The 25,301-nt window shown below is 68.6% G+C and carries 20 protein-coding genes; 13 read left to right on the top strand and 7 right to left on the bottom strand.

Annotation, left to right across the window (positions count from 1 at the left end):
- Positions 1-5 precede the first annotated feature (5 nt).
- Positions 6-2,051: a lytic transglycosylase domain-containing protein gene (locus ACP7AI_RS04080; RefSeq protein ID WP_426164366.1), complete on the bottom strand. Its 2,046-nt coding sequence runs from the start codon at positions 2,049-2,051 to the stop codon at positions 6-8.
- 76 nt (positions 2,052-2,127) lie between these two features.
- Between ACP7AI_RS04080 and dapA the strand changes: the two genes are divergently transcribed.
- The 9 genes from dapA (at position 2,128) to ACP7AI_RS04035 (ending at position 12,435) form a co-directional block, all read left to right on the top strand.
- Complete coding sequence (dapA, locus tag ACP7AI_RS04075; protein WP_426164363.1) at positions 2,128-3,000, top strand: 4-hydroxy-tetrahydrodipicolinate synthase; 873 nt, start codon at positions 2,128-2,130, stop codon at positions 2,998-3,000.
- Positions 3,000-3,479: an SsrA-binding protein SmpB gene (smpB, locus tag ACP7AI_RS04070; RefSeq protein ID WP_426164361.1), complete on the top strand. Its 480-nt coding sequence runs from the start codon at positions 3,000-3,002 to the stop codon at positions 3,477-3,479. The genes dapA and smpB overlap by 1 nt, the downstream gene beginning before the upstream one ends.
- Complete coding sequence (locus ACP7AI_RS04065; RefSeq protein WP_426164359.1) at positions 3,479-4,132, top strand: sulfite oxidase-like oxidoreductase; 654 nt, start codon at positions 3,479-3,481, stop codon at positions 4,130-4,132. Before smpB ends, ACP7AI_RS04065 begins: the two co-directional genes overlap by 1 nt.
- Positions 4,133-4,142: 10 nt before the next feature.
- Positions 4,143-5,690, top strand: coding sequence for a hybrid sensor histidine kinase/response regulator (locus ACP7AI_RS04060; protein WP_426164357.1), 1,548 nt, complete (start codon positions 4,143-4,145; stop codon positions 5,688-5,690).
- Positions 5,691-5,809: 119 nt separating this feature from the next.
- Positions 5,810-6,880 (top strand): recombinase RecA, encoded by a 1,071-nt coding sequence (gene recA / locus ACP7AI_RS04055; protein WP_426164355.1) that lies wholly within the window; start codon positions 5,810-5,812, stop codon positions 6,878-6,880.
- 133 nt (positions 6,881-7,013) lie between these two features.
- Positions 7,014-8,426: a dihydrolipoyl dehydrogenase family protein gene (locus ACP7AI_RS04050; RefSeq protein WP_426164353.1), complete on the top strand. Its 1,413-nt coding sequence runs from the start codon at positions 7,014-7,016 to the stop codon at positions 8,424-8,426.
- A gap of 12 nt (positions 8,427-8,438) precedes the next feature.
- A complete protein-coding gene (locus tag ACP7AI_RS04045; protein WP_426164351.1) occupies positions 8,439-9,281 on the top strand; it encodes a class I SAM-dependent methyltransferase in 843 nt (280 codons plus the stop codon).
- A gap of 69 nt (positions 9,282-9,350) precedes the next feature.
- Complete coding sequence (gene alaS, locus ACP7AI_RS04040; protein WP_426164349.1) at positions 9,351-12,011, top strand: alanine--tRNA ligase; 2,661 nt, start codon at positions 9,351-9,353, stop codon at positions 12,009-12,011.
- Positions 12,001-12,435 carry a GNAT family N-acetyltransferase gene (locus ACP7AI_RS04035; protein WP_426164347.1) on the top strand — a complete coding sequence of 145 codons (435 nt, stop codon included), beginning with the start codon at positions 12,001-12,003 and terminating at the stop codon, positions 12,433-12,435. Before alaS ends, ACP7AI_RS04035 begins: the two co-directional genes overlap by 11 nt.
- 34 nt (positions 12,436-12,469) lie before the next feature.
- Here the strand turns inward: ACP7AI_RS04035 and ACP7AI_RS04030 are convergent, their stop codons facing one another.
- Both ACP7AI_RS04030 and ACP7AI_RS04025 read right to left on the bottom strand, forming a co-directional pair.
- The gene (locus tag ACP7AI_RS04030; RefSeq protein ID WP_426164345.1) at positions 12,470-12,904 is read right to left on the bottom strand and encodes a PaaI family thioesterase; all 435 of its coding nucleotides are present in this window, start codon (positions 12,902-12,904) and stop codon (positions 12,470-12,472) included.
- Positions 12,901-14,712, bottom strand: coding sequence for a DUF885 domain-containing protein (locus tag ACP7AI_RS04025; protein ID WP_426164343.1), 1,812 nt, complete (start codon positions 14,710-14,712; stop codon positions 12,901-12,903). The genes ACP7AI_RS04030 and ACP7AI_RS04025 overlap by 4 nt, the downstream gene beginning before the upstream one ends.
- Before the next feature lie 114 nt (positions 14,713-14,826).
- Here ACP7AI_RS04025 and ACP7AI_RS04020 point away from each other — a divergent pair, with 114 nt between their 5' ends.
- On the top strand, positions 14,827-15,216 hold the full coding sequence (locus ACP7AI_RS04020; protein WP_426164341.1) for a VOC family protein: 390 nt from the start codon (positions 14,827-14,829) through the stop codon (positions 15,214-15,216).
- Here ACP7AI_RS04020 and ACP7AI_RS04015 read toward each other — a convergent pair.
- A complete protein-coding gene (locus ACP7AI_RS04015; RefSeq protein WP_426164339.1) occupies positions 15,213-16,967 on the bottom strand; it encodes a cation:proton antiporter in 1,755 nt (584 codons plus the stop codon). The genes ACP7AI_RS04020 and ACP7AI_RS04015 overlap by 4 nt on opposite strands.
- Positions 16,968-17,082: 115 nt before the next feature.
- On the opposite strand from ACP7AI_RS04015, the gene ACP7AI_RS04010 reads away from it, so the two are divergent.
- Positions 17,083-18,432, top strand: a complete 1,350-nt coding sequence (locus tag ACP7AI_RS04010; RefSeq protein WP_426164337.1) for an MATE family efflux transporter — start codon at positions 17,083-17,085, stop codon at positions 18,430-18,432.
- On the opposite strand, the gene moaB is transcribed toward ACP7AI_RS04010, so the two are convergent.
- The 3 genes from moaB to ACP7AI_RS03995 form a co-directional block, all read right to left on the bottom strand.
- Entirely contained in the window at positions 18,429-18,956 is a 528-nt protein-coding gene (gene moaB / locus ACP7AI_RS04005; RefSeq protein ID WP_426164335.1) for a molybdenum cofactor biosynthesis protein B, read from the bottom strand. The two genes, ACP7AI_RS04010 and moaB, sit on opposite strands and share 4 nt — an antisense overlap.
- Before the next feature lie 65 nt (positions 18,957-19,021).
- A complete protein-coding gene (locus ACP7AI_RS04000; protein ID WP_426164332.1) occupies positions 19,022-20,938 on the bottom strand; it encodes a transglycosylase SLT domain-containing protein in 1,917 nt (638 codons plus the stop codon).
- Positions 20,935-21,681 (bottom strand): uracil-DNA glycosylase family protein, encoded by a 747-nt coding sequence (locus tag ACP7AI_RS03995; protein ID WP_426164330.1) that lies wholly within the window; start codon positions 21,679-21,681, stop codon positions 20,935-20,937. Before ACP7AI_RS03995 ends, ACP7AI_RS04000 begins: the two co-directional genes overlap by 4 nt.
- A gap of 118 nt (positions 21,682-21,799) precedes the next feature.
- On the opposite strand from ACP7AI_RS03995, the gene ACP7AI_RS03990 reads away from it, so the two are divergent.
- On the top strand, positions 21,800-23,449 hold the full coding sequence (locus tag ACP7AI_RS03990) for an electron transfer flavoprotein-ubiquinone oxidoreductase (protein WP_426164328.1): 1,650 nt from the start codon (positions 21,800-21,802) through the stop codon (positions 23,447-23,449).
- Between the two features lie 177 nt (positions 23,450-23,626).
- Positions 23,627-25,294 (top strand): tetratricopeptide repeat protein, encoded by a 1,668-nt coding sequence (locus ACP7AI_RS03985; RefSeq protein ID WP_426164326.1) that lies wholly within the window; start codon positions 23,627-23,629, stop codon positions 25,292-25,294.
- Positions 25,295-25,301 lie beyond the last annotated feature (7 nt).

Genomic DNA, 25,301 nt, shown 5'->3' with positions numbered 1-25,301 from the left:
GCTGTTCAGCCTGGCGTGCTCTTGCCCAGATACGCACTCAACCGGTTGGTCGTCGGCATCACCGCCGTCCGCGGGTGCATGAGATCATAGACCACGGCATTTTCGAGCACGCGCTGGACGTAGTTGCGGGTTTCCGAAAGCGGGATCGCCTCGATCCAGTCGACCGTGTCGATGCCGTCGAGGCGGGGGTCGCCGTTGGCGGTGATGAACCGGCGGACGTTGCCTGGCCCGGCGTTGTAGCCCGCCACCGCAAGGACATGCGAGCCGGCGAAGTTGCTCTTCAACCGCGCGAAATAGGCCGACCCCAGGGTAACGTTGTAGATGGGATCACTGCTCAGCCGTTCGGTCGACGCCGGCAGGCCCAGCTTTGCCGCCTGTTCGGCCGCGGTGCTCGGCAGCAGCTGCATCAGGCCGCGGGCATTGGCCGACGACAGCGCCGTGCGGTCGAACTGGCTTTCCTGCCGCGCGATGGCGTGGATGATGGTGAACTGGCTCGACAGGCTGGCGGGCAGGTCCAGCATCGGAAAGGCGGCATCGAGCAGCGCCAGTTCGCCGAAGCTGCGCGACGTCTTGCCGGCGTAGACGCCGACGTCGGGACGATCGAGCGGCCTGGCAAGGCCGGCCACCAGCGCCTGTTGCAGCGGCGTTTCGGCGCGGTCGGCGAGGTGCCGCAGGAAGATCGTCTGGCGGCCGCGATCGCCGAGATCGCCGAACGCCGTCGCCGCCCGCACCAGAGGATCGGCGCGGAAATTGCCCGCAGCATCGGCGGTGACCGCGGGTGCCGGAACGCGGTTGACGACCAGCGCGCGGGCCAGCCGCTCGGCAGCAAGCTGGCCGTAGAAGTAATCGAAATGCGTTGCGGCGGCGGCATAGGCGGCGTTGGCTTCGGATTTGCGCCCGGCAGCTTCGGCGGCGCGGCCGGTCCAGTAATCGCCGCGGGTCTGGCTGATCGGCGTCAGCGCGGCGGCCCGGACATTGCGGAAATGCACCAGCGCCTGTGCCGGCTGCCCCAGCTTGCGCAGCGCCAGCCAGCCGGCGAGCCATTCATTGTCGATGAACTGCACGCGTTCGCCGAGCGACCGCTCGGCGATGGGCTTGTCGGCGCCAAAGGCATTGTGCCGCGCGGCGATGCGATAGGCAGTATCGAAATTGCCGGCGCGCCAGGCGAGGCGGACATATTCGAGCCGGGCCTTGAGCCAGGCTTCGGGGTCGAGCACCGTGCCCGGCGCCGTCCCGCCGGCGGCGAGCAGAGCCTGGGCGCCGGCCATGTCGGTGCGGCGCAGCCATTGGGCACGATCGAGCAGCAGGCCGGGGTCGCTGCGCAGCGCCGGGGGAACGCCCGCAAGCCGGTTTGCGGCATCGGGCGAATTGGCGCGCAGGGCGATGCGGGCGAGCAGCCACAGCCGGCGGTCCATGTCGATGCGCGGCAGCAGCCGGGCCGCGGCCGTCGTCTGGCCGCTCCACAACAGACGGTCGGCGCGCGCCAGGTGATCCGCCGGCGTCAGGTCGTTTTCGAAGCGATTGAGCAATTGCGCCTCGGCGACGACATCGAGGCCGGACGAGCGCCAGGCTTCGGCGGCGGCGTTGCGCGCCTCGGCACCGCGGCCGGTGGCGGCCAGTGCCTCGGCGTAACGCAGCCGGGCGATCGCCGTCAGCGGCGGAAATTGCCGGAAATAGGCGATGCGATCGGCGGGCGCGACGGCGGCGTCGATGCTTTTCTCGGCGAGGCGGCGGATGACGCTCGCCTGCGGCCAGTCGGGATTGTTGCGCAGGAACAGCGCATATTCGGGGAAGAAGCCCTTGTAGGTGTCGCGGCGCAGGCGATCCCAGGTGACGACGGTATCGAGCACCGGCACGCTGCCGGCGCCGACCAGTGGCGATCCCGCGACACCGGAGAACTGGCCGGCGGCATTGCTCGCCAAGCGCTGCACGTAAAGGCTGCGCGTGCCCTCGTCGATGGCGGCTAGCGCCGGCGTGGCGGTACCCAGCAGCAATGCCAGGGCCAGCGCGGCGCCAAAGACATTGCTTGCCATTCCTGCGCTGCGCTTCATATCAACTCTGTTCCCGAACACTGGATCGCTCGCATAGGCGGTAACCGTGGCGGGGTGAAGGCTTTCGAGGGTATAGATGTTTCAGGGTTCGATCCCGGCGCTGGTGACGCCGTTCAAGGACGGTGCGGTCGACCTTGCCGGCTTTGCGGCGTTCGTGGACTGGCAGATCGCCGAGGGCTCGAACGGCCTTGTCCCCGTCGGCACCACCGGCGAATCGCCGACGCTGAGCCACGCCGAACATTATGCCGTCATCACCGCCTGTGTCGAAACGGCGGCCAGGCGCGTGCCGGTCATCGCCGGGTGCGGATCCAACGATACCGCCACGGCCATCGCGCACATGGCCCATGCCGAAAAGGTCGGCGCCGATGCGGCGCTGATCGTCGTGCCCTATTACAACAAGCCGAGCCAGGCCGGGCTGATCGCGCATTTCACCGCGCTGACCGAGCGCTCGAAACTGCCGATCATCATCTACAACATCCCGGGGCGGTCGGTCGCCGACATGAGCACCGAGACGATGGCGGCGCTTGCAAAACTGCCGCGCATCATCGGAGTGAAGGACGCTACCGGCAATCTCGCGCGGGTCTCCGCCCAGCGCGAGGCGTGCGGCGCCGATTTCGTCCAGTTGTCGGGCAATGACGACATGGCGCTCGGCTTCAATGCCATGGGCGGTGTCGGTGCGATCTCGGTCACCGCCAATGTCGCGCCGAAACTGTGCGCGCAGTTCCAGGCGGCGACGCTGGCGGGCGATTTCCGGACGGCGCTCGCCATCAACGATCGACTCTATCCGCTCCACGCTGCCTTGTTCAGCGACACGTCGCCGGGGCCGACGAAATATGCGCTGGCGCGTTTGGGGCACATGACCAGTGATGTCCGCCTGCCGATCGTCGAACCCGATGCCGCCTCGCGAGCGGCGGTGGATGCCGCGCTCAACCATGCCGGGCTCGCCTGATGGTCCGGCCGCACAAGGAGACCGTGAAGGTCAAGACCGTCGCCGAGAACCGGCGCGCGCGGTACGAATATTTCATCGAGGACGTCGTCGAGGCCGGCATTGCGCTGGCGGGGACCGAGGTAAAGGCGCTGCGCGGCGGGGAAGGCAGCATCGCCGAAGCCTATGCCGAGTTGCAGGACGGCCAGATGTGGCTGGTCAACGCCAACATCCCCGAGTTCAGCCATGGCAACCGGTTCAATCACGAGCCGAAGCGCCCGCGCAAGCTGCTGCTCCACGAGCGCCAGATCAACAAGATGGGCGCGGCGGTGGCGCGCCAGGGCATGACGCTGATTCCGCTGTCGATCTATTTCAACGATCGCGGCCGCGCCAAGGTCGAGCTGGCGCTGGGCAAGGGCAAGCAGCTCCACGACAAGCGCGAGACCGAAAAGACCCGCGACTGGAAGCGGGAAGCGGCGCGCATCATGCGGGATCGCGGCTGATGACGGACGACGGCGGCTTCAGGGACAAGCTGGTCGCCGTCAAGCAGGCCTGGGCCCGCGCCGGCCGGCTGCTGACCGGGACGCCTGACGAGGAGCATGCCCATCGCCTGCCGCCGGGGCAGCACCTGGTCACCAACTGGCCGGTGCTCGATCTCGGCATCCAGCCCGACGTGCCGCGCGCCGACTGGCGGCTGACCGTCGATGGCGCCGTCGTTAACCCGATCACCTGGGACTGGGACGCGCTGATGGCCCAGCCGCCGTTCGAGGACGTGTCGGACATTCACTGCGTCACCCAATGGTCGCGCTATGACAATAGCTGGCAGGGCGTTTCGACCCAGCATCTGCTGTCGGTGGTGCAGCCGCTGCCCAATGCCGCCCATGTCGTCCTCCACGGCTATGACGGCTATACGACCAACGTGCGGCTCGATCATTTTGCCGACGGCGACTGCCTGCTGGCGCACAGCCATGACGGGGCGCCGATCGGCCGCGAGCATGGTGGCCCGGTGCGCGCCATCATTCCGCGCTATTATCTGTGGAAATCGGCCAAATGGCTGAAACGCATCGAGATACTGCCCGCCGACAAGCCCGGTTTCTGGGAAACCCGCGGCTATCACAACGAAGGCGACCCCTGGACGGAGCAGCGCTACGGCTGACGATCGGTCCTTGGCCGCGCCGCGCCGGCCCGACGGCTGGCCGGCGCCCTATGCCGATGGCGAGGCCAGCCCGTGGATCGCCAAGGTATTGATGACATTGCCGATGGCACTGGCGCTGTTGTCGCGCAGCGGCCGCATCGTGGTCGGCAATGATGCGCTGTTCGCCACCGTCGGTGCCGGTTGCCGCCCGGGAGCGCGGCCCGAGTGGCTGGTGGTGCCCGACGACGCCGATCGGATCGCCGCTGCTGTCCGGCAATCGATCGACAGCAGCAGCGGGCTGGAGGTTCTGGCTGCGCTGCAGAACCGTCCCGATGACAAGCAGATCATCACCATCACGCCGGTGCCCCCCGGGTTCGGCGTCGCCGCGATCATGGCGCTGCGCGATATCCGCGACCGACAGCGGCTGGAGGCCCAGGTTGCCGCGGCGACGCGGATGCAGGCGGTGGGCCAGCTCGCCGGCGGGATCGCCCATGATTTCAACAATATCCTGACGGCGGTGCTGGCGCTGACCGACCAGCTGCTGGAGCGGCACCCCCCCGGTTCTGACGATCACGAAAGTCTCGACGAGATCGGCCGCAACGGTCGGCGGGCGGCGGCGCTGGTCGAACAGCTGCTGGCCTTTGCCCGGCAGCAGCCGCAGCGGCAGCAGATCCTCGACCTGATGCCGTTGATCGAGGCGTTGCGGCCGTTGCTGGCGCAGCTGCTCGGCCAAGGAGTCACGCTCGAGATCGGCGGGGCGCCGCGCAATGCCGTCCGCGCCGATCCGGGCCAGATCGAGCAGATCATCGTCAACCTGGCGGTCAATGCCCGCGACGCGATGGGCGGGACCGGGCGACTGGAGATCGCGCTGCGCGATGTGCTGGCGGCCGACATTGCCGGGCTCGGCCACCGCATCATACCCCAGGCCGACCATGTCGTCATCGATGTCAGCGATACCGGGGAGGGCATCCCCTCGGCGATCGCCGGCAAGATCTTCGAGCCGTTCTTCACCACCAAGCCGCAGGGCCAGGGCACCGGGCTGGGGCTGTCCACGGTCTATGGCATCGTCAAGCAGAGCGGCGGGTATGTGTTCACCCGGCCCGGCACCGGCGGCCAGGGCACGGTGTTCTCCATCTTCCTGCCCGCCGTGCCGGCGCCCGAGACGGTGGCGCCGGCGCCGCCTGTCCAGCGCGGCGCCGCGCTGCCGATCACCGGCACGCGGGTACTGCTGGTCGAGGACGATCCCGCCGTGCGCAGCATCCTGGAGCGCGGCCTGAAGCGGCAGGGCGCCCTGGTCACCGCGGCGCCGGAGGCCATGGCGGCGCTGGCGCATCTCGACGGCGAAGCGACCTTCGACGTGCTGGTTTCGGACGTGATGATGCCCGGCATCGACGGTGTCGAGCTGGCGTCGCGAGCGCTGACGATGCGGCCGGGGCTGGCGATCGTGTTGATGTCGGGCTTTGCCGAACCGCCGCTGCACCGCGCCGCCAATGCCAGCGGCGTGCGGTTCGTTGCGAAACCGTTCGCATTGGCCGACCTGACCGCGGCGATCGCCGAGGCGCAGCGGGCAACCCTATGATATAGAACGTCAATCCGACCGATTGAATTTTCGTGTTCTCCCCTTGTTCTGTAGGAACAAATACGATACAAGTGCGGCATTGACGTGATGCGACAGACGTTTACGAAAGGGCGGAGAGCATGGCAGCGGCATTGAAGGTAGTTGACGGCAGCATGGACAGGCAAAAGGCGCTCGAGGCAGCTCTCGCCCAGATCGATCGGGCTTTCGGCAAGGGCTCGGTGATGAAGCTCGGCTCGCGCGAGACGATGGAGGTCGAGGCGATTTCGTCGGGGTCGCTGGGCCTCGATATCGCTCTCGGCATCGGTGGCCTGCCGCGCGGCCGCGTGATCGAGATCTACGGTCCGGAAAGCTCGGGCAAGACGACGCTGGCACTGCATGCGATCGCCGAGGCGCAGCGCGGCGGTGGCACCGCGGCCTTCGTCGATGCCGAGCATGCGCTCGACCCGGCCTATGCCAAGAAGCTCGGCGTCAACATCGACGAGCTGATCGTCTCGCAGCCGGATACCGGCGAGCAGGCGCTGGAGATCGTCGACACGCTGGTGCGCTCCAACGCCATCGACGTGCTGGTCGTCGATTCGGTCGCGGCGCTGGTGCCACGCGCGGAAATCGAAGGCGAGATGGGCGACAGCCATGTCGGTCTGCAGGCGCGATTGATGTCGCAGTCATTGAGGAAGCTGACCGGATCGATCAGCCGGTCGCGCTGCATGGTGATCTTCATCAACCAGCTGCGCATGAAGATCGGCGTGATGTACGGCAACCCGGAAACGACGACGGGTGGCAACGCGCTGAAATTCTACGCTTCGGTGCGCCTCGACATTCGCCGCACCGGCCAGATCAAGGATCGCGACGAGGTCGTCGGCAACACCACGCGGGTGAAGGTCGTCAAGAACAAGGTGGCGCCGCCGTTCAAGCAGGTCGAATTCGACATCATGTACGGCGAAGGCATTTCGAAGCTGGGCGAAATCCTCGACCTCGGCGTCAAGGCCGGCGTCGTCGAGAAGTCGGGCGCCTGGTTCAGCCATGACTCGATCCGGATCGGCCAGGGCCGTGAAAACGCCAAGAAGTATCTGAAGGAACATCCCGAGATGGCAGCGAAGATCGAAAAGGTCATTCGCGACAATGCTGCCGGTATCTCCGACGCGCTGATGGCCGGGCCCGATGCCGATGATGGCGACGACGCCGAAATGTAGGTTCCTCTGGCCCGGTCGGTCGCAAGTGCGGCGGGCCGGGTTCGGGACAAGGGTGTGCAACGGGCGGACCTCTCGAGCTACCGCCTGAAATCTCGGGTTGACCCGGCCAGCCAAAACGGCCGAATTGCTGGTCATGAACGCACCCGCAACCATGGACCATGACCGGTCCCGCCCGGCCCATGATCATTATGACCTGGTGGTGATCGGCGCCGGGGCGGCCGGCCTGGTGGCCGCCGGCGGTGCGGCCCAGCTCGGCGCCCGCACCCTGTTGATCGAACAGCACAGGCTCGGCGGTGAATGCCTGTTTACCGGCTGCGTGCCGTCGAAGGCACTGATCGCGATTGCCGCCAAGGCGCGGGGCGGGGCTCCGATCGACTGGGCTGCGGCGCACCGCGCCGTCCATGGCGCCATCGCCACCATCGAACCGCATGACTCGCCCGAGGTGTTCGAGGATTTCGGCGTCGAGGTCGTCTTTGGCCATGCACGCTTCGCCGGCCGCGATGCGATCGAAGTCGGTGGCCGGCGCGTCACCGGCCGGCGCTTCGTCATCGCCACCGGTTCCGATCCCGCCGTGCCGCCGATTGCCGGCATCCATGACGTGCCGTTCAACACCAACGAAACCATCTTCGATATCGCCGAACGCCCCGATCACCTGGTCATCATCGGGGGCGGTGCCATCGGTTGCGAGCTGTCGCAGTCCTTTGCCCGGCTCGGCAGCGAGGTGACGCTTGTCGACGTCGGCACACTGTTGCCGCGCGACGATCCCGATGCCGTCGCCGTGGTCCGCCGCCAGCTGGTCGCCGACGGCGTCGTCCTGCACGAGAGCGTGAAGATCGCCTCAGCCGCGGGAGGCGCCGGCGCGGTCAGGCTCACACTGGCCGACGGCAGCGTCATCGCCGGATCGCATCTGCTTGTGGCCGCCGGCCGCGCGGCGCGCCTCGCGGGTTATGGCCTCGACATCGCCGGTGTTGCGTCGACCAAGGCCGGCATCACGGTCGATAAATACCTCCGCACCAGCAACCCCCGCATCTTTGCCATCGGCGATTGCCGCGAAGGCCCGCGGCTGACCCATGCCGCCAACCAGGATGCCCGCTGCGTCATCCAGAATGCGCTGTTCCCGTTCCGCAAGGCGGCCGATTATTCGGCGCTGCCGGCGGTCACCTATACCGATCCCGAGCTGGGCCAAGTCGGCCTGACCGAGGCCGCGGCGCGCACGGCACATCCAAGGGTCGAGGTGCTGCGCCACGACTTCGACCATATCGACCGTTCGATCGCCGAGCATGACGTCCGCGGCTTCCTCAAGATCATGGCGGTGGGCAACAAGGTTGTCGGCGCCACCATCGTCGGTGCCCATGTCGGCGAGCTCGTCGCGCTGCTCGGCTTCGCGGTGAGCGGCAAGTTGAGCCTCGGCGATCTCGCCAATCATACCTACGCCTATCCGACTCTGTCGGAAGTCATCCGCTTCGCCGCCGAAAAGCCGGGCCAGGCGCGACTGTTCACGCCGTTCATGCGCCGCGTCACCGGCCTGTTCCAGAAGCTACCCTGAGGACCGCCGTCGATGAGCAATGCCGAGCAAGTCGAATATTGGAACGGCAAGGTCGGCGAGACCTGGGTCCGCATGCAGGAGCGGATGGACCTGGCGCTGACGCCGGTGACCGCGACGCTGCTGTCGCTGGCGGCGCCGCAGCCGGGCGAGCACGCGCTCGATGTCGGCTGCGGGAGCGGCGAGACGACGCTGGCGCTGGCCAATGCGGTCGGCGACGACGGTCTGACCATCGGTATCGACATTTCGGAGCCGCTGCTCGCCCGCGCCCGGGAGCGTGCCGAGGAGTTGCTGAGCGAGGCTGATTTCCGCAATGCCGACGCGGCGACGTTCGATGACGAGGTCGATGGCTTCGATCTCATCGTTTCGCGCTTCGGCGTGATGTTCTTCGCCGACCCGGTTGCCGGCTTTGGCAATTTGCTCCGGCTTGCCTGCCCGGGCGCGCGGCTGTGCTTTGCCTGCTGGCAGCCGCCGTCAGAAAACATCTGGGCGACCCTGCCGCTGCAACTCCTCGCCGATGTGCTGCCGCCGCAGCCGCCGGCCGATCCGCACGCGCCAGGGCCGTTCGCCTTTGCCGATCCCGAGCACACCGGCGCGATCCTGGCCGACGCCGGTTGGCAGGATATCGCCTTTCACGCCATGCCCTTTGCGATGGTGATAGGCACCGGCGACGATCCCGTGGCGGCGGCGGTGCAGTTCGCGCTGCGGATCGGCCCGGCGGCGCGCGCCGTCCGGGAGGCCGGGCCGCAAGTGGAGGCGATCGCGAAGGAACGCCTTGCCGCGGCCTATGCCGGCTATCTGGCCGAGGGCGAAGTGGCATTGCCCGCCGCGATCTGGCTGGTATCGGCGCGCGCCTGAAACGATCCCCCGAAGCGGCGTCATTGCCGCCACTTGAGGAACGGCGTCCTGTCGCCTAAGTCCTGACAAATGATTTCTTCCAACGATATCCGTCGCAGCTTCCTCGCCTATTTCGAGAACGCGGGGCATCGCGTCGTGCCGTCGGCGCCGCTGGTGCCGCAGAACGACCCGACGCTGATGTTCGTCAACGCCGGCATGGTGCCGTTCAAGAATGTCTTCACCGGCCTGGAAACCCGCCCCTATGTCACTGCCGTGTCGTCGCAGAAATGCGTTCGCGCCGGCGGCAAGCACAATGATCTCGACAATGTCGGCTATACCGCGCGCCACCATACGTTCTTCGAAATGCTCGGAAATTTCAGCTTCGGCGACTATTTCAAGCCGCAGGCGATCGAGCATGCCTGGACGTTGCTGACGAAGGAGTGGGGCATTCCCGCCGACCGGCTGACCGTCACCGTCTATCATACCGACGACGAGGCGGCATTGCTGTGGAAGCAGATTGCCGGCCTGCCCGACGAGCGGATCATCCGTATCGCGACCAACGACAATTTCTGGTCGATGGGCGATACCGGGCCGTGCGGGCCGTGCTCCGAAATCTTTTACGACCATGGCGATCATATTCCGGGTGGCCCGCCGGGCAGCCCCGACGAGGACGGCGACCGTTTCGTCGAGATCTGGAACCTCGTCTTCATGCAATATGAGCAGGTCGATGCCGCGACCCGCCTCGACCTGCCGCGACCCAGCATCGACACCGGCATGGGGCTGGAGCGCGTCGCTGCGGTGCTGCAGGGCGTCCATGACAATTACGAGACCGACACCTTCAAGGCGCTGATCCGCGCCAGCGAGGAGCGGACGCAGCCGGCGACCGATGCCGCGTCCACCGCCTCGCATCGCATCATCGCCGATCACCTGCGTTCGTCGGGCTTCCTGGTCGCCGATGGCGTGCTGCCGTCGAACGAGGGACGCGGCTATGTGCTGCGCCGGATCATGCGCCGCGCCATGCGCCACGCCCATCTGCTCGGCGCGGCCGAGCCGCTGATGTATCGTCTGGTGCCGGCGCTGGTCGCCGAAATGGGCGTCGCGTTCCCTGAACTGGCCCGCGCCCAGGCGCTGATCGAGGAGACGCTGAAGCTGGAGGAAACCCGGTTCCGGCAAACGCTGGTCAATGGGCTGCGCCTGCTCGACGAGGTGACGGCGAAGATGGGCCCGGGCGATGTGCTGCCTGGCGATGTCGCGTTCAAGCTGTATGACACCTTCGGTTTCCCCTATGACCTGACCGAGGACGCGCTGCGCAGCCAGGGCCAGACGGTCGACCGCGCCGGCTTCGATGTGGCGATGGCCGAACAGAAGCGCGCCGCTCGCGCCGCCTGGACGGGCAGCGGCGCCAAGGCGTCGGACACGGTGTGGTTCGACATCGTCGAGGCGAAGGGTGCCAGCGAATTCACCGGCTATTCGGGCGTGAAGGGCCAGGCCCAGGTCGTCGCGCTGGTCCAGGGCGGCAAGCAGGTCGACCGGGTCGAGGCCGGTGCCAGCGTCGACATCGTCACCAACCAGACGCCATTCTATGCGGAGTCCGGTGGCCAGGCCGGTGACGCGGGCCTGATCAGTGGCGACGGTGTGGCGATCACCGTCAGCGACACGTCGAAACCGCTGGGCAAGCTGCACGTCCATCACGGCACGGTCGAAAGTGGCAGCATTGCCGTTGGCGACACCGTCTCGTTGGTCGTCGATGCCGACAAGCGCGACCGGCTGCGCGCCAATCATTCGGCGACGCACCTGCTGCACGCGGCGCTGCGCCATCGGCTCGGCGGCCATGTCACGCAAAAGGGCTCGCTGGTTGCGGCCGATCGCCTGCGCTTCGATTTCAGCCAGCCGCGGGCGCTGACGGCGGAGGATATCGCCGCGGTGGAGGCCGAGGTGAATGCCCAGATCCGCGGCAACCGCCCGGTGTCGACGCGGCTGATGACGCCCGATGCGGCGATCGAGGCCGGGGCGCTGGCGCTGTTCGGCGAAAAATATGGCGAGGAAGTCCGCGTGCTGAGCATGGGCGGCGATGACGAGGCGAATTATTCGACCGAGCTGTGCGGTGGCACCCATGTCACGGCGCTGGGCGACATCGGGCTGTTCAAGATAACGGCCGAATCGGCGGTGGCCAGCGGCGTGCGGCGCATCGAGGCGCTGACCGGCGAAGCGGCGCGGCGCTACATGACCGACCAGGAAGAGCGGCTGAAGGCGGCGGCGGCGGCGTTGCGGGTGCGACCGGATGAGGTGGCCGCGCGGGTCGAGGTGCTGGTCGAGGAGCGCCGCCGGCTCGAACGCGAACTGGCCGAGACGAAGAAGGCGCTCGCGATGGCGGGGCCGGCGAGCGGCGGCGGCGCCGCCGCACCGGAAAGCGTCGGCGGCGTCGGCTTCATCGGGCAGGTGCTCGAGGGGCTCGACCCCAAGAGCCTGCGCGGGCTGATCGACGATGCCAAAACGACCCTCGGCTCGGGCGTCGCCGTGCTGGTCGCGGTCAACGATGGCCGTGCCTCGGTCGCGGTCGGCGTCACCGATAATCTGAAGGACAGCCGCTCGGCGGTCGATTTCGTCCGCATCGCCTCGGCGGCGCTGGGCGGGCAGGGCGGCGGTGGCCGGCCCGATTTTGCCCAGGCGGGCGGGCCCGACGCGGCCAAGGCTGCCGATGCCATCGCAGCCGTGCGGGCCGCGCTCGCCTTGCGGGCCGATGCTGCCTGACCTGCCAGGGGTCGAAATCTGCCGGATCGACGGCAGCAGCCTGGCGCGGCTGGCCGAAGTCGAAGTCGATGTCTTCGACGCGCCGATCGATCCTGAGCGGGCGCGTGACTGGCTGGCGTCGCCCGATGTCGTGCTGGTCGTCGCGATCGTCGGGGGTCGAGTGATCGGGCAGGTGCAGGGCCTGATCCTGCGCCACCCCGACCAACCCACCGAACTCTATATCGACAATCTGGGAGTGACGCCGGCCTGGCAGCGCCGCGGCGTGGCGACGGCGTTGGTGGATCGGCTCGGCAGCATCGCCCGTGCCGATGGCTGCACGGCGGGCTGGGTGCTCAGCGAGCCCGACAATGCGGCGGCTCGCGGATTCTACGCGGCGCGGAACTTCGCTGCCCACCCGACCGTGCTGTACGAACGACCATTATGACGACCGCGGCCGACGGCAGCCCGCCGCCCGGTTATCACGGCACGATATAGGTGACCGACGCCTGCGCCACCGGGCGGTCGGGACCGTCGGTCCAGATCTGCACGTCGCTGACGATGAGCCGCTTGCCGAGGCGCAGCAACCGGGCGTCGGCGGTCAGCAGCATCGGCGGGCAGGCGCGCAGAAAATGCACCGTCAGCGCGCTGGTCACCGCCATCGCCACCGGGCCGATATGGGCCAGCACCAGCGCATAGGCGACATGGTCGGCGAGCGCCATCTGTGTGGGGCCGGACACGATGCCGCCCGGCCGAAGATGGCTGGCGTCGGGCATCATCGTCATGCGGACATGGCCGGGCCGGGCGCTGGCGATGCGCGAGCGGCGGTCGTCGGGCACTTCCGGAAAGGCGGCGGCGATGAAGGCGTCGACCTCGGCGGCGTCCATCAGCAGCGTGTCGGCGGACGGTACCGTCACGCGCGCGCCAGCACGACCTGGGCGAGCACCGTCAGCGGCATCGATCCCATGCGAAGCACCTCGTGGAAGGCCTTGATATCGAACGCTGTGCCTTGTTTGGCCTCGACGGCCTGGCGCAGGCGTCGCCACTCGGTATGGCCGACCTTGTAGCTGCACGCCTGGCCCGGCCAGACGCAATAACGGTCGATCTCGCGCTGGGCGCGGCCGCGGGCAAAGCCGGTGGCGGTCACCATGTAATCGGTCGCGCGTGCCCGGTTCCAGCGCTTGAAGTGCAGCCCGGTGTCGACGACCATGCGCACGGCACGGAACATCAGCGATTGCAGGTGCCCGATCTCACCGAGCGGATCGCCGGCATAGACGCCGAGTTCGGCGGCCAGGTCTTCCGAATAAAGCCCCCAGCCTTCACCATAGGCGGCAAAGCCACCGAAGCGGCGCAGCGCCGGGATGTCGGGCGATTCGCGGGCGATGGCGCCCTGCCAGTTATGGCCGGGCAGCGCCTCGTGATAGGTCAGCGTCGGCAGGTTGAACTTGGGCCATTCCGCCGTGTCCTTGAGATTGATGTAGTATCGCCCCGGCCGCTTGCCATCGAGGCTGCCGCCGACGGCATAGCCGCCCGGCGCACCGGCCTGTATTTCGGGCGGCACGCGGACGATCTCCACGTTTGCCGCCGGCAGCGTGGCGAACACCCGGGGCAGCAGCGCGCGGACGGTGGCGGTCTGTTCGTTCAGCGACTTGAGCAGCCCGGCGCGGTCGGCATCGGTGTTGGGCCATAGCTGGTCCGGCCGCTGCGCCAGCGCGGTCAGTCGGTCGCCGACGCTGCCCTGCGTCAGCCCTTCGCCCTTCAGCAGCGTGTCGATCCGGCCCGACAGGTCGGCGACCTGGGCGAGGCCGAGGGCGTGGACGGCATCGGGCGTCATGGTCGTCGTGGTCTGGAAGGCGAGCGCGCCCGCGTAATAGGCCTCGCCATCGGGCAGCTTCCAGACGCCGGCATCGGGGAGGGCCTGGGCGCGCAGGCGGCGCACCGCGGCGATCTGGCGATCGAGCGCCGGCGCGACCTTGCCGGCCATGATGGCCTGGGCGCGAACCTGCCAGTCGCCGGGAATGCCGGCCGCCGTGGTCTTGTCGCCGAGCACGGTGACGAGCTTGGCGGCCGCGGGATCGATGGCGCGCTGGCTCTGCAACTGGCCCAAAGTGAGGTCCAGCACGAAATCGGGCGGCAGCACGCCGGCGGCGGCATCGGTTTCGAGATTGGTCGTCGAGGCGTCGATCGAGGCGGCATAGGCGGCAAGGCGCGACAGCCAGGCGTCGGCGTCGGCGGTGGTGGCGACCGGATGGTTCGACACAATGAAGTCGGGGACGCTTTGGTATGGCCCGGTAAGCTGGCTGACGGCATAGGGCGAGTAGGGAATATAGCCGAAGCCGTCCGAACCTTCGCCGAAGCGGAAGTGCTTGCCGCCGTCGGCGACGCGCCTGGCCTGATAGGCGACGACGTCGTGATCGATCTGCGCTGCCGGCGACAGTTTCGCGCGGTCGATGGCGGCAAGCCGGACCAGCCGGTCGGCATTGGCGGCGACATAGGCCTCGCGGCCGGTGCGGGTGGCATCGTTGAGCAGCGCCCGCTGGCCGGCACGCGCCCCGGTATCGAGGCCGAGCGCCGTCACCTGCTGAGGGTGGCGATCGAGCTGTTCCGCCCAGAAGCGGTCGAGCAGCGCGCGCAGCCGCGCGTCTTCATCGGCCGCGGCAAAGGCCGGCGCGGCGCCGGCAGCAAACAGGCTGGCCGCGGATTGCAGCAACTGGCGACGGTTCATTCGGGACCCCTTGATCGTTGCCGCGAGACTAGGCGGTCACATTCACTGCGGCTAGTCCGCGGCCCCGAGGCGGGTTATTCTCCGCATCCAGCCCATTGCCTGCAGGAGCTTGCGATGATCGATCACTTCGGTTGCGGTGTGGGCGACTATGAGGCGGCGAAACGCTTCTACACGGCCGCCCTGGCGCCGCTCGGCTACATGCTGATAATGGAGGCGACCGCCGCGGAGGCGGAGAGCGGTGCCGCTGCCGCCGGTTTCGGTCGCGACGGCAAGCCCGATTTCTGGATCGGGGCGGAAGGACAGACGGCGCCGCCGCTGCACGTCGCGATCACGGCAGACGACCGGAATGCCGTCGATGCCTTTTACGCCGCCGCGATGGCGGCGGGCGCCACCGATAACGGTGCCCCGGGGCTGCGGCCGCATTACCACCCGAACTACTATGCCGCCTTTGTGCGTGATGCGGACGGCCATAACATCGAGGCGGTCTGCCATGCGCCCGCCTAGGTGACTGATCGCCGGCGCACCGCGCGCCGCGGCCGTGTCGGGCCGCCGGCCTGGATGCGGCTGCGCAGTTCGGCGCGCTTTTCGTGGATGGAGGCGATGACCGGGCCCATCGGCACGCCCAGGTCCACGAGCACGGCCTCGGCAAGTTGCAGGCTCGATTCGATGGTTTCCGGCACCGCATCGGTGACACCTTGGGCGTAGAGCCGCGACGCATGGTCGGCGTCGCGGGCGCGGACGACGACGCACAGCGCCGGGTGGCGTTCGCGGATCAGGCGGACCAGCGTGTCGAGGCTGTCGGCGGCGTCGATGGTCAATACCACCGCCCGCGCGGTTTCGAGATGGAGGGCGTCGAGCAGTTCGGGGCGGCGGGCGTCGCCATAGATCACCGGCTTGCCGGCGGCACGGAGCCGGATGACCTCGTCGGGGTCGCTGTCGACGGCGATATAGGGCTGCTCGTGGGTGTCGAGCATCGCCGCCACCAGGCGCCCGACGCGGCCGAAGCCGATGATGACGGTGCGGTCGGGCGCGGCGGTGTCGGAGGCTGCCGTCGCGGCGCGCCCGGCGCCGAATCGGGTTTCGATATGTTGACCGAGCAGCCCCAGCAGCGGGGCGATCGCCAGCGCCAGGCCGGTGACCAGCAGCGCGGTCTGCGCGGCGCCGCCGCCGGTCAGTCCGGTGGCGGCAGCGGTGCCGAGCAGGATGAGGCTGGTTTCGGACGGTGCCGCCAGCAGGGTGGCGACATGGCCGGCGACGCCGGTGCCGCGGCCTTCCCAGCGCAGCAGCACGAAGATGACGGCCGCCTTGACCGCGCAGACGGCAAAAACGCCGCCGAGAATTAGCAATGGATCGGCGAGGACGGCGCCGAGATCGAGTTGCATCCCCACCCAGATCAGGAACACCCCGAGCAGCAGGCCCTGGAACGGCGCGATCGCCGCCTCGACCTGGCGCCGGTAGTCGGTTTCGGCAAGCATGACGCCGGCGACGAGGGCACCGACCGCGGGCGACAGCCCGACGCTGGCGGTGGCGACCGAGCTGCCGATCAGGACGACGAGCGCCGCCGCCAGGAACAGCTCCGGCCGGCGGGTGCGCGCTGCCTGCAGGAACAGCGCCGGCAGCAGCAGCCGGCCGGCCAGTGCGACGCCGCCAATGGCGAGCAGCCCCATCGCCAGGCTGGAGATAAAGCCATCGGCGGCCGATCCGGCGCTGAGCAACAGCAGCAGTGGCGCGATGGCGATGTCCTGCGCCAGCAGGATGCCGAAGGCGGTGCGCCCGGCCTGGGTGCCCATCCGGCCGCTGGCGCTGAGCATCTGCAGACCTACGGCGGTCGATGACAGCGACAGGGCGAGCGCCAGCGTCAGCGTCACCGTCGGCGACAGGGCGAAGGGCAGCAGCAGCAGGATCAGCGCGAAGGTGCAGGCGACGATCTGGCCGATCCCGGTGCGGAAGACGAGGACGCGCATGGTGCGTAGCCGTTCGATGGAAAGTTCGAGGCCGAGGGCGAACAGCAGCAGCGCGATGCCGATCTCGGCCGGCGCCGCCAGCGTTTCGGCATGCGAGATGGTGAAATTGCCGAGCCAGGGATAGGCGGGCGCGAAATGCCCGATGCCGAACGGCCCGACCGCGACGCCGACGAGGATGAAGCCGACAACCGGCGAGATGCGGAGCGCGGCGAAGGCCGGAATCACCAGCCCGGCGGCGCCGAGGACGACGATGATATCCTGGAAGGTCGATGATTCGAGTGGGAGGGACATGGCACCACACTGGCAGCTTGGGCGGGTCATGCCAGCCTAAAGGCCCTGCGGCAGCCACATCCCTTGTTGCCCGGCCGGCGATCGCCTATCCCCGCGCCGGATTGGGGGTGCGGCCGTGCGTGATCTGACAACCGGCTCGATACCGCGGCATCTGGTCGGCATGGCGGCGTTCATCGGCGTCGGTCTGGTGGCGCAGACGGCCTATTTCCTCGTCGACCTGTATTTCGTGGCACGGCTCGGCGATGCGGCGATTGCCGGCGTGGCCAGTGCCGGCGCCTCGACGTTCATCGTCATGGCGGCGACGCAACTGGTCGCGGTCGGCGCGCTGGCGCTGATCGCCCAGGCCATCGGGCGGCGTGATGACGCCGATGCGCAGACGGTCGTCGACCAGGCGCTGTCGATGTCGCTGGCGATGGGCCTGGTGACGGCGGTCCTTGGCTATACAGTCGGGCTCGGCGCGGTGCGGGCGCTCGGCGCCGATGCGGCGACGGGGGATGCGGCGGTGGCCTATCTGGTGGCGTTCCTGCCGTCGCTGGTGTTGATGTTCCCGCTGGCCGTCATCGGGTCCACGCTGCGCGCGGCGGGCGTCGTCGGGCCGCCGATGGTCATCCAGATCGCCACCATTGGCATCAACATCGTGCTGGCGCCGGTCTTGGTCGCCGGGTGGGGCACGGGGCATCCGTTGGGGGTCGCCGGCGCCGGCTGGGCAAGTTCGATCGCGACCGTCATCGGCGGCATTGCCTTTTGCATCGGCTTCGGGCGCTGGCAGCATCGTCTGCGCCTGCGGCCCGGGGCGTTGGCACCCATCTGGCAGCAATGGTGGCGGATCACCGCGGTCGGCCTGCCGGCATCGGGCGAGTTCCTGATGATGTTCCTGCTCAATGCGGTGATCTTCTGGATCATCCGCGACTATGGTGCGGCGGCACAGGCCGGCTATGGCATCGGCTCGCGGCTGATGCAGTCGATCTTCCTGCCGGCGATGGCGGTGGCCTTTGCGACCGCGCCGATCGCCGGGCAAAATTTCGGCGCCGGCCAGGCCGATCGGGTGCGCGCGACGTTCCGCGCCGCGGCGATCATCGGCAGCAGCCTGATGGTGGTGCTGACGCTGTTCTGCCAGTGGCGGCCGGAGCTGCTGGTCGTGCTGTTCACCGACGAAGCGGCGGTGGTGGCGGTGGCGGTCGATTACCTGCGCATCATCTCGCTCAACTTCGTTGCGATCGGGCTGGTGTTCGCCTGCTCGGGGATGTTCCAGGCGCTCGGCGACACCCGGCCGGCGCTGATCAGCTCGATCGTGCGCGCGGTGGCGTTCATCGGCCCGGCGCTGCTGATGGCGCGGCAGCCCGGCGTCGCCCTTCATGACCTGTGGTATCTGTCGGTGGCGGCGGTGACGGTGCAGGCGCTGGTCAGCCTGTGGCTGCTGCGCGGCCAGTTGCAGACGAAGCTGGCCGGGCTGGTGCCTGTCTAGCCCTCGCGCAGCCGCGGCATCAGCTCGACGAAGTTGCAGGGCCGGTGGCGGCTGTCGAGCTGGTCGCGCAGGATGCCGTCCCAGCCGTCCTTCACGGCGCCGGTGGAGCCGGGCAGGGCGAAGATATAGGTGCCGCGGGCGACACCGGCGCAGGCGCGCGACTGGATGGTCGAGGTGCCGATGGTCTGGAAACTGAGCCAGCGGAACAGCTCGCCGAAACCCGGAATGTCCTTGTCCTGCACCTGGGCCAGCGCCTCGGGCGTCACGTCGCGGCCGGTGACGCCGGTGCCGCCGGTGCTGATGATGCAGTCGATCTTGGGGTCGTCGATCCAGTCGTTCAGCTGCGCCACCAGCAGCGGGACATCGTCGCGGCTGATGGCGCGGGCGGCGAGAATGTGGCCGGCGGCCGTCAGGCGATCGACGAGCGTGTCGCCCGAGGTGTCGTTGGCGGCGTTGCGGGTGTCCGAGACGGTGAGGACCGCGATACGGATCGGGGTGAAGGTGCGGGTTTCATCGATGGGCATGGGGGGAGGGTATGCGGGTGCGTTGCGCTTGTCATCCCGGCCGTCGCCGTGGTGACAGGGTTGTTCTACTGCGAGAGCCCCGCGGTAACCGTCACCTGGTCGTCCTCGTCGAGCTTCAGCTGCGGCGGCACGCTGCCGGGTAGCAGCGGGGCCGGCACGGTCGACGGCGCCATCAGCGGTCGCGGCGCCATCTTGATGCCGGCGGCGCCGGGCATGCCGGGGAATTTCGGCCACATGTTGGCGGCGAGCGCGTCCATGCTCGCCGGCTTCACCCCGTCGCGAAGCTGGTACATCCAGTAATTGCGCAGCACGACCTCGACATAGTGCCGTGTCTCCTTGAACGGGATCGATTCGATGAACAGCAGCGGGTCGCCGCGATCATCGAGGGTCGCGTTCCAGCGCTGCACCGAGCCCGGACCGGCATTGTACGCCGCGACCACCTTGGGCAGCAGGCCCTGGGTATAGCTCATGTCGCGCAGCGCCTCGAGATAGGTCTGGCCGACTTCGATGTTGAACGCCGGATCGGCCAGGTCGCCTACGACGAAGGCGGATCCCTGGGACAGCGCGGCCTCGGTCATTTCGGCCTTCACTTGGCGGGCGGTGCCGGGCATCAGCTGCATCAGGCCCTTGGCCCCGGCGCGCGAGGTGGCGGTGGTGATGAAGGTCGATTCCTGCAGCGCATGGGCGAACACCAGCCCGCGATCGACCCGCCAGCCGCGCGCCGGCACCCAATCCGGCGCCGGATAACGCGCCGACAGCGGCGCCTCGATGCCGGCCGGCGGGCGCACGGCGAGGCTATACTGCGTCGCCGGCAGGCCGAGCCGGGCGGCAAGCCGCAGCAGGGCCGGATAGTCGGCCTCGGGCGCGGTCTGGGCGAGGTAGCGGAGTTCGCGGTCGCCGAGGCCGATCTGACCGATCTCGATCAGCGCGGCGGCGCGCTTGGCACCGGGGACGGTCTTCAGATGGTTCCAGTCGGCGGTGATGAAATCGGGCTCGTTCCAGTCCTGCGCCGCCGGCAGGCCGAGGGTGCGGCGGGCGAGCAGGCCGTAGAAGTTGTTCGGCGTCCTGGCGGCGGCTTCGAGGCGTTCGGAGACGAGTTCCGGCCGCCCGGCGGCCAAATGCGCGCGGCTGGCCCAAAAATTGGCGGCGGCGGCGAGATCGCCGGCGGGCGACTTGGTGAGAACCTGGTCGAATGACCGGGCGGCGAGGTCATATTGCCCGGTGCGGAACGCCGCCAGCCCGGCGACCCAGGCGCCGAGCGCCGGATACTGGCCATTGCCATAGTGGCTGGCCTTGGCGGCTTCCTGCGCCAGGCGCAGCGCGGCGACATTGTCGTTGGCGCCGTAATAGCTCCAGGCGATGCGCTGCGCCCATTGGCTGCGCGCGCCCGGCGACAGCGAACCTGCGTCGGCGATCCAGCGCGCCTCCGCCTCCGCATTGCGATCGGCGGCGAGCAGCAGCTTGATGGCGCCGCCGGTGCTGAGGTCGATCGGGCCGGCGTCGTTTGGTGCCACCGTGTAGCTGACGGTGCGGAACGGCTTCACCGTCGGCAGCAGCGGCAGCGGCGCGGTATCGGCGCCGGGCAGCCGTGCCGCCATCTGGGCGATGCGCTGGGCCTGGGGCAAGTCGCGACAGGCCTGCAGCCAGGTGGCGAGTTCGGAGCGGCTGAGCTTTCCGGTCGAACCGCGGACGATCATCAGCTGGGCGCGGGCGGTTTCGGTGAGCAGCCCGTTGCCAACATTCATCAGTCCGGCTTCGGCGGCACTGGTACGGCCGGCCTCGATATCGAGGAAGATCTGGCGATAGGCGGCGCGGTCGGCAGCGGACAGTTGCGGCGGCACGGCGCGCTGGCGGGCGGTGATGCCGGGGCGATTGGCGGTGACGGTGAGAACGGTGTCGCCCGGGTCGGCGACTTCGGCCTGTGCGGGGACGTGCGCGGCGCCCGCAATCAGCAGGGCGGCAAGGGAGAGTGTCTTGATCATCGGCTCTCGATTCGCGCCGCGAAGGTCTGGAGATCGGCCCAGGCAAGGCGCTTCAGTTCGGGTTGCGCGAGCAGTTGCCGCGGGTGAAATGTCGCCAGCAGCGGAATGCCGGCGGCGGCCAGCCAGTTGCCGCGCAGCGAGGCGATGCCGCGCGGGTCGCCGGCGACCGACGACGCGGCCTGGCCGAGCGCCAGGATGCAGCGCGGCCGGGCAAGGGCGATGGCGCGGGCGAGGAAGGGCGCAAAGGTCGTCGCCTCCTCGGCGCGCGGCGCACGGGCCAGTGGCCAGGGCACAACATGGCCGGTTGCATGGTCGGCAGGCGCCAGGCCGATGGCGGCGAGCATGCGCTCCCGCAGCAGGGCGGCCGGGCTGCCGGGTTCCTCCGGCTGGTCGCAGAGGATCGCGACGGCGGTTCCGGGTTCGCCGCGCCACAGCTGCGGCACCAGGCCGGGGCGGCGCAGCGGATGGCTGTATTCGGCGACCGCCGAGGCCAGCGCCGGCAGGTCCATGGCGGCATCGGCGAGCGCGGTCGCCGCGGCGGGAGCCGCGGTGCGCGCGGTAGCGGCCGGCGCGGCGATCGCGGCGGCTGGGCGCTGCACCGGGCGCGGAACCGGCGGTGCCGCCAGCCAGTTGCGCGGCGTGTCGGTGACCAGCGCATCGGCCCCGGCGGTCACCAGCCAGGCAAGCGCCGACACCCCTTCGGCATCCCCGATATTCATGTTGCCCTGTCGCACGACTGTCATGATGCGGCCTAACGGCCTCTGGTCAAGCCGCAATGGCTTCCGTATCTGGTGAATCATGGCAAAGCCGCGACGTGTCGTTACGAATGCGTCAGGCGGCCGGAGCGACAAAGGCTGATCGATGACCGACCGTGAATCAATGCCCTATGACCTGGTGATCGTCGGCGGCGGGCCGGCGGGCCTCGCCGCGTCGATCCGCGCCAAGCAGCAGGCCGCGCAGATGGGTGTCGAACTGTCGGTCTGCATCCTCGAAAAGGGTTCGGAGATCGGCGCGCATATCCTGTCGGGGGCCGTCGTCGATCCGCGCGCGCTCGATGAACTGCTGCCGAACTGGCGCGACCTCGACAGCCCGATGACGGTGCCGGTGACCGAGAACCACCACTGGATCCTGACCGAGGGCAAGAAGTACGAGTTTCCGCACGGCCTGATGCCGCCGTTCATGAACAACAAGGGTTGCTACACCGTCAGCCTGGGCAATCTGTGCCGCTGGCTGGCGACCCAGGCCGAGGCGCTGGGCGTCGAGATCTTCCCGGGGTTTGCAGCGGCCGAAGTGCTGTGGAACGACGATGGCAGCGTCAAGGGGGTCGCCACCGGCGACATGGGCATCGCCCGCGACGGGACGCGCAAGGACAGCTGGCAGCCGGGACTGGAGCTGCACGCCAAGTACACGTTCTTCGCCGAAGGGGTGCGTGGCCATCTGTCGAAGCAGCTGGCGAAGCATTTCGACCTGTGGAAAAACAGCCAGCCGCAGATCTTCGGCATCGGCCTCAAGGAGCTGTGGGACATTCCGGCCGACAAGCATGTGCCGGGCAAGGTCATCCATTCGCAGGGCTGGCCGCTCAGCGACGCCAACGGCGGCGGCTTCATCTATCACCAGGCCAACGGCCAGGTCGCGCTCGGCTTTTCGGTGTGGCTGAACTACGACAATCCCTATCTGTCGCCGTTCGATGAATTCCAGCGCTGGAAGACGCATCCGGCGATCCGCGAGATGCTGGAGGGTGGCCGCCGCGTCTCCTATGGCGCCCGCGCCATCAACGACGGCGGCTGGCAGGCGGTGCCGAAGCTGACCTTCCCTGGCGGCGCGCTGATCGGTTGTTCGGCGGGTTTCGTCAACGTGCCGCGCATCAAGGGCAGCCATACCGCGATGAAGACGGCAATAATGGCCGCCGATGCTGCCGTCGAGGCGATCGCCAGCCAGCGCAGTAGCGATGAGCTCGTCGCCTATGGCGAGGCCTACAAGAAGAGCTGGGTCCATGACGAGCTCAAGATGGTGCGCAATACGCTTCCGCTCGTCGAAAAATACGGCAACCTGGTCGGCACCGGCCTCGCCGGTGTGTCGATGTGGATGGAATATCTCGGCTATACGCTGCCGTTCACGATGAAGCTGAAGCCTGATTTCACCTATATGAAGCGCAAGGGCGCGGCCAAGCCAATCGCCTATCCCAAGCCCGATGGCGTCATCAGCTTCGACAAGCTGACCAGCGTTTTCCTGTCGAACACCAACCACGAGGAAGACCAGCCGATCCACCTGACGCTGAAGGACCCGACGGTGCCGATCCGGGTCAACCTGCCGATGTACGACGAGCCGGCGCAGCGTTATTGCCCGGCCGGCGTGTACGAGGTCGTCGGCCAGGACACCGACGAGCCGCGTTTCCAGATCAACGCGCAGAACTGCGTCCACTGCAAGACGTGCGATATCAAGGACCCGTCGCAGAATATCGTCTGGGTGGTGCCGGAGGGCGGCGGCGGACCGAACTATCCGAATATGTAGCGCAGCGCGGGAGGGCGCGTGCCGCGCCCACCTCGCGCAAGCTCGGCCGGCGGGGCGGTCGGCTCCGCCGGCCGAACCCGTCCGACGCCAGCATGGGCTTTGCCCATGCCCTCCCTGTCATCAACCCGCCGCCCCCACGGCTCGACTCCCACCCCCAACCAAGCCACTGTCCCACCCATGCGCCGCACCCTTGCCATCCTGCTCCTGCTCACCCCGGCCGCGACCCTGGCCCGCCAGGTCGTGCCTGCCCCGGCGAGCGCCGAATCCGCGTTGCACGGCTATGTGCTCGGGCGCTTTGCGGCAGCCGATGACGCGCTCGACCGCGCCACCCGCTATTTCGACGAAGCCAGGGCTGCCGATCCGGGCCAGCCCGAGCTGACACGGCGAACCTTCGACCTGGCCGTCGCATCGGGCGACCGGACGCTCGCGACAACGATCGCCCGCCAGATCGCCAGCACAGGTACAGCCGATTCCGATGTGTCGCTGGTGCTGCTGGCCGACGCGGTGCTGCGCAAGGACTGGGCGGAAACCGACAAGGCTCGCGCCGGGCTGGCCAGCGCCGGCTATGGCGTCGTCGTGGGACCGATCGTCGAGGCCTGGACGCTGTTCGGCCGCGGCAAGCGCGACGACGGGCTGGCGAAGCTCGATCCGGCGGCGTTCAGCGGTTTTGCGCGCTCATACATCGCCGAGCAGCGCGCTCATATGCTCGCTGCGATGGGCAAATGGCCCGAAGCGGCGGCGGCCTATGCCGAACTGCGCGCCGGTACCGGCACCGGCATCAGTTTCCTGCGGCAGGGCGAGGCCGATGCCTTGGCACAAGGCGGCGACAAGGCCGCGGCGCTGAAGCTGCTGGCGGGCGATGACGCGATGGTGGCGACGGCGCGGGCGCAGCTGGAGCGCGGCAAGCGCATCGGCGCGCTGGCGCCCGATCCGCGCCGCGGCATCGGCTGGATGGCGGCACGGCTGGCGACCGACCTGTCGCGCGACAAGCCGGTGCCGCTGGCGCTGCTGTTCGCCAGGGTCGGCAGCTTCCTGGCGCCCGAGATGCCGGCAACCTGGCTGATCTGCGGCGATGTGCTGGCGCGATCGGGCCAGCAGGCGCCGGCGCTCGATGCCTATGCGATGATCCCGGCCGACAGCCCGCTTGCCGCCGCGGCGCAGGCACGGCGTGCCGAGGTTCTGGAGGCGATGGGACGGGCCGGCGATGCCGGGACGCTGCTGGCGGCGGCGGCGACGGCCGATGGCGCCGGCAGCGACGACTGGACGCGCCTCGGTGACTGGCACCGCCGAGCAGAGCGTTTTCCCGATGCGATCACCGCATATACCAGGGCGATCGCGGTCGCCGGGGCCGATGCCAGCTGGGGCCTGTATTTCCTGCGCGGCAGCATGAACGAACGCGGCGGCAATTGGCCCGCAGCGGAGGCCGACCTGCGCGAGGCGCTGCGCCTGTCGCCAGACGAGCCGATCGTGCTCAACTATCTCGGCTATTCGCTGCTCGATCGGGGCGGCGACCCGGTCCTGGCGGCGACGATGATCGAGCAGGCGGCCAAGCTGCGTCCCGGGGATGGCGGCATCATCGATTCGCTGGGCTGGAGCCAGTATCGCCGCGGTCGTTATGCCGAGGCGGTGGCGACGCTGGAAAAGGCCAGCAAGCTGGAGCCGACCGATCCGACGGTGACCGGGCATCTCGGCGACGCCTACTGGCAGGTCGGCCGGCGCATCGATGCCAAGTTCATGTGGCGGGCGGCGCTCGACCTCGATCCCGATGCCAAGGAACGGGCGGCGCTGACGGCAAAGCTCGACTATGGTCTCGATGCGGCGCTGGTGATGGTGTCGGCGAAATAGCCCGCGA

Origin of the sequence: Sandarakinorhabdus sp. DWP1-3-1 (assembly GCF_049896705.1) — a bacterium.
Classification (GTDB): Bacteria; Pseudomonadota; Alphaproteobacteria; order Sphingomonadales; family Sphingomonadaceae; genus Sandarakinorhabdus.
Note: the sequence above shows the minus strand (reverse complement) of the source record. Positions and strands in the feature narration are given on the sequence as shown.

Coding starts and splice junctions, on each gene's coding strand:
- ACP7AI_RS04035 (WP_426164347.1), top strand. CDS start 12,001: ATGCTGCCTGACCTGCCAGGGGTCGAAATCTGCCGGATCGACGGCAGC.
- smpB (WP_426164361.1), top strand. CDS start 3,000: ATGGTCCGGCCGCACAAGGAGACCGTGAAGGTCAAGACCGTCGCCGAG.
- ACP7AI_RS04050 (WP_426164353.1), top strand. CDS start 7,014: ATGAACGCACCCGCAACCATGGACCATGACCGGTCCCGCCCGGCCCAT.
- ACP7AI_RS04045 (WP_426164351.1), top strand. CDS start 8,439: ATGAGCAATGCCGAGCAAGTCGAATATTGGAACGGCAAGGTCGGCGAG.
- ACP7AI_RS04020 (WP_426164341.1), top strand. CDS start 14,827: ATGATCGATCACTTCGGTTGCGGTGTGGGCGACTATGAGGCGGCGAAA.
- ACP7AI_RS04015 (WP_426164339.1), bottom strand. CDS start 16,967: ATGTCCCTCCCACTCGAATCATCGACCTTCCAGGATATCATCGTCGTC.
- ACP7AI_RS04025 (WP_426164343.1), bottom strand. CDS start 14,712: ATGAACCGTCGCCAGTTGCTGCAATCCGCGGCCAGCCTGTTTGCTGCC.
- ACP7AI_RS04000 (WP_426164332.1), bottom strand. CDS start 20,938: ATGATCAAGACACTCTCCCTTGCCGCCCTGCTGATTGCGGGCGCCGCG.
- recA (WP_426164355.1), top strand. CDS start 5,810: ATGGCAGCGGCATTGAAGGTAGTTGACGGCAGCATGGACAGGCAAAAG.
- ACP7AI_RS04080 (WP_426164366.1), bottom strand. CDS start 2,051: ATGAAGCGCAGCGCAGGAATGGCAAGCAATGTCTTTGGCGCCGCGCTG.
- moaB (WP_426164335.1), bottom strand. CDS start 18,956: ATGCCCATCGATGAAACCCGCACCTTCACCCCGATCCGTATCGCGGTC.
- alaS (WP_426164349.1), top strand. CDS start 9,351: ATGATTTCTTCCAACGATATCCGTCGCAGCTTCCTCGCCTATTTCGAG.
- ACP7AI_RS04065 (WP_426164359.1), top strand. CDS start 3,479: ATGACGGACGACGGCGGCTTCAGGGACAAGCTGGTCGCCGTCAAGCAG.
- ACP7AI_RS03995 (WP_426164330.1), bottom strand. CDS start 21,681: ATGACAGTCGTGCGACAGGGCAACATGAATATCGGGGATGCCGAAGGG.
- ACP7AI_RS03990 (WP_426164328.1), top strand. CDS start 21,800: ATGACCGACCGTGAATCAATGCCCTATGACCTGGTGATCGTCGGCGGC.
- dapA (WP_426164363.1), top strand. CDS start 2,128: ATGTTTCAGGGTTCGATCCCGGCGCTGGTGACGCCGTTCAAGGACGGT.
- ACP7AI_RS03985 (WP_426164326.1), top strand. CDS start 23,627: ATGCGCCGCACCCTTGCCATCCTGCTCCTGCTCACCCCGGCCGCGACC.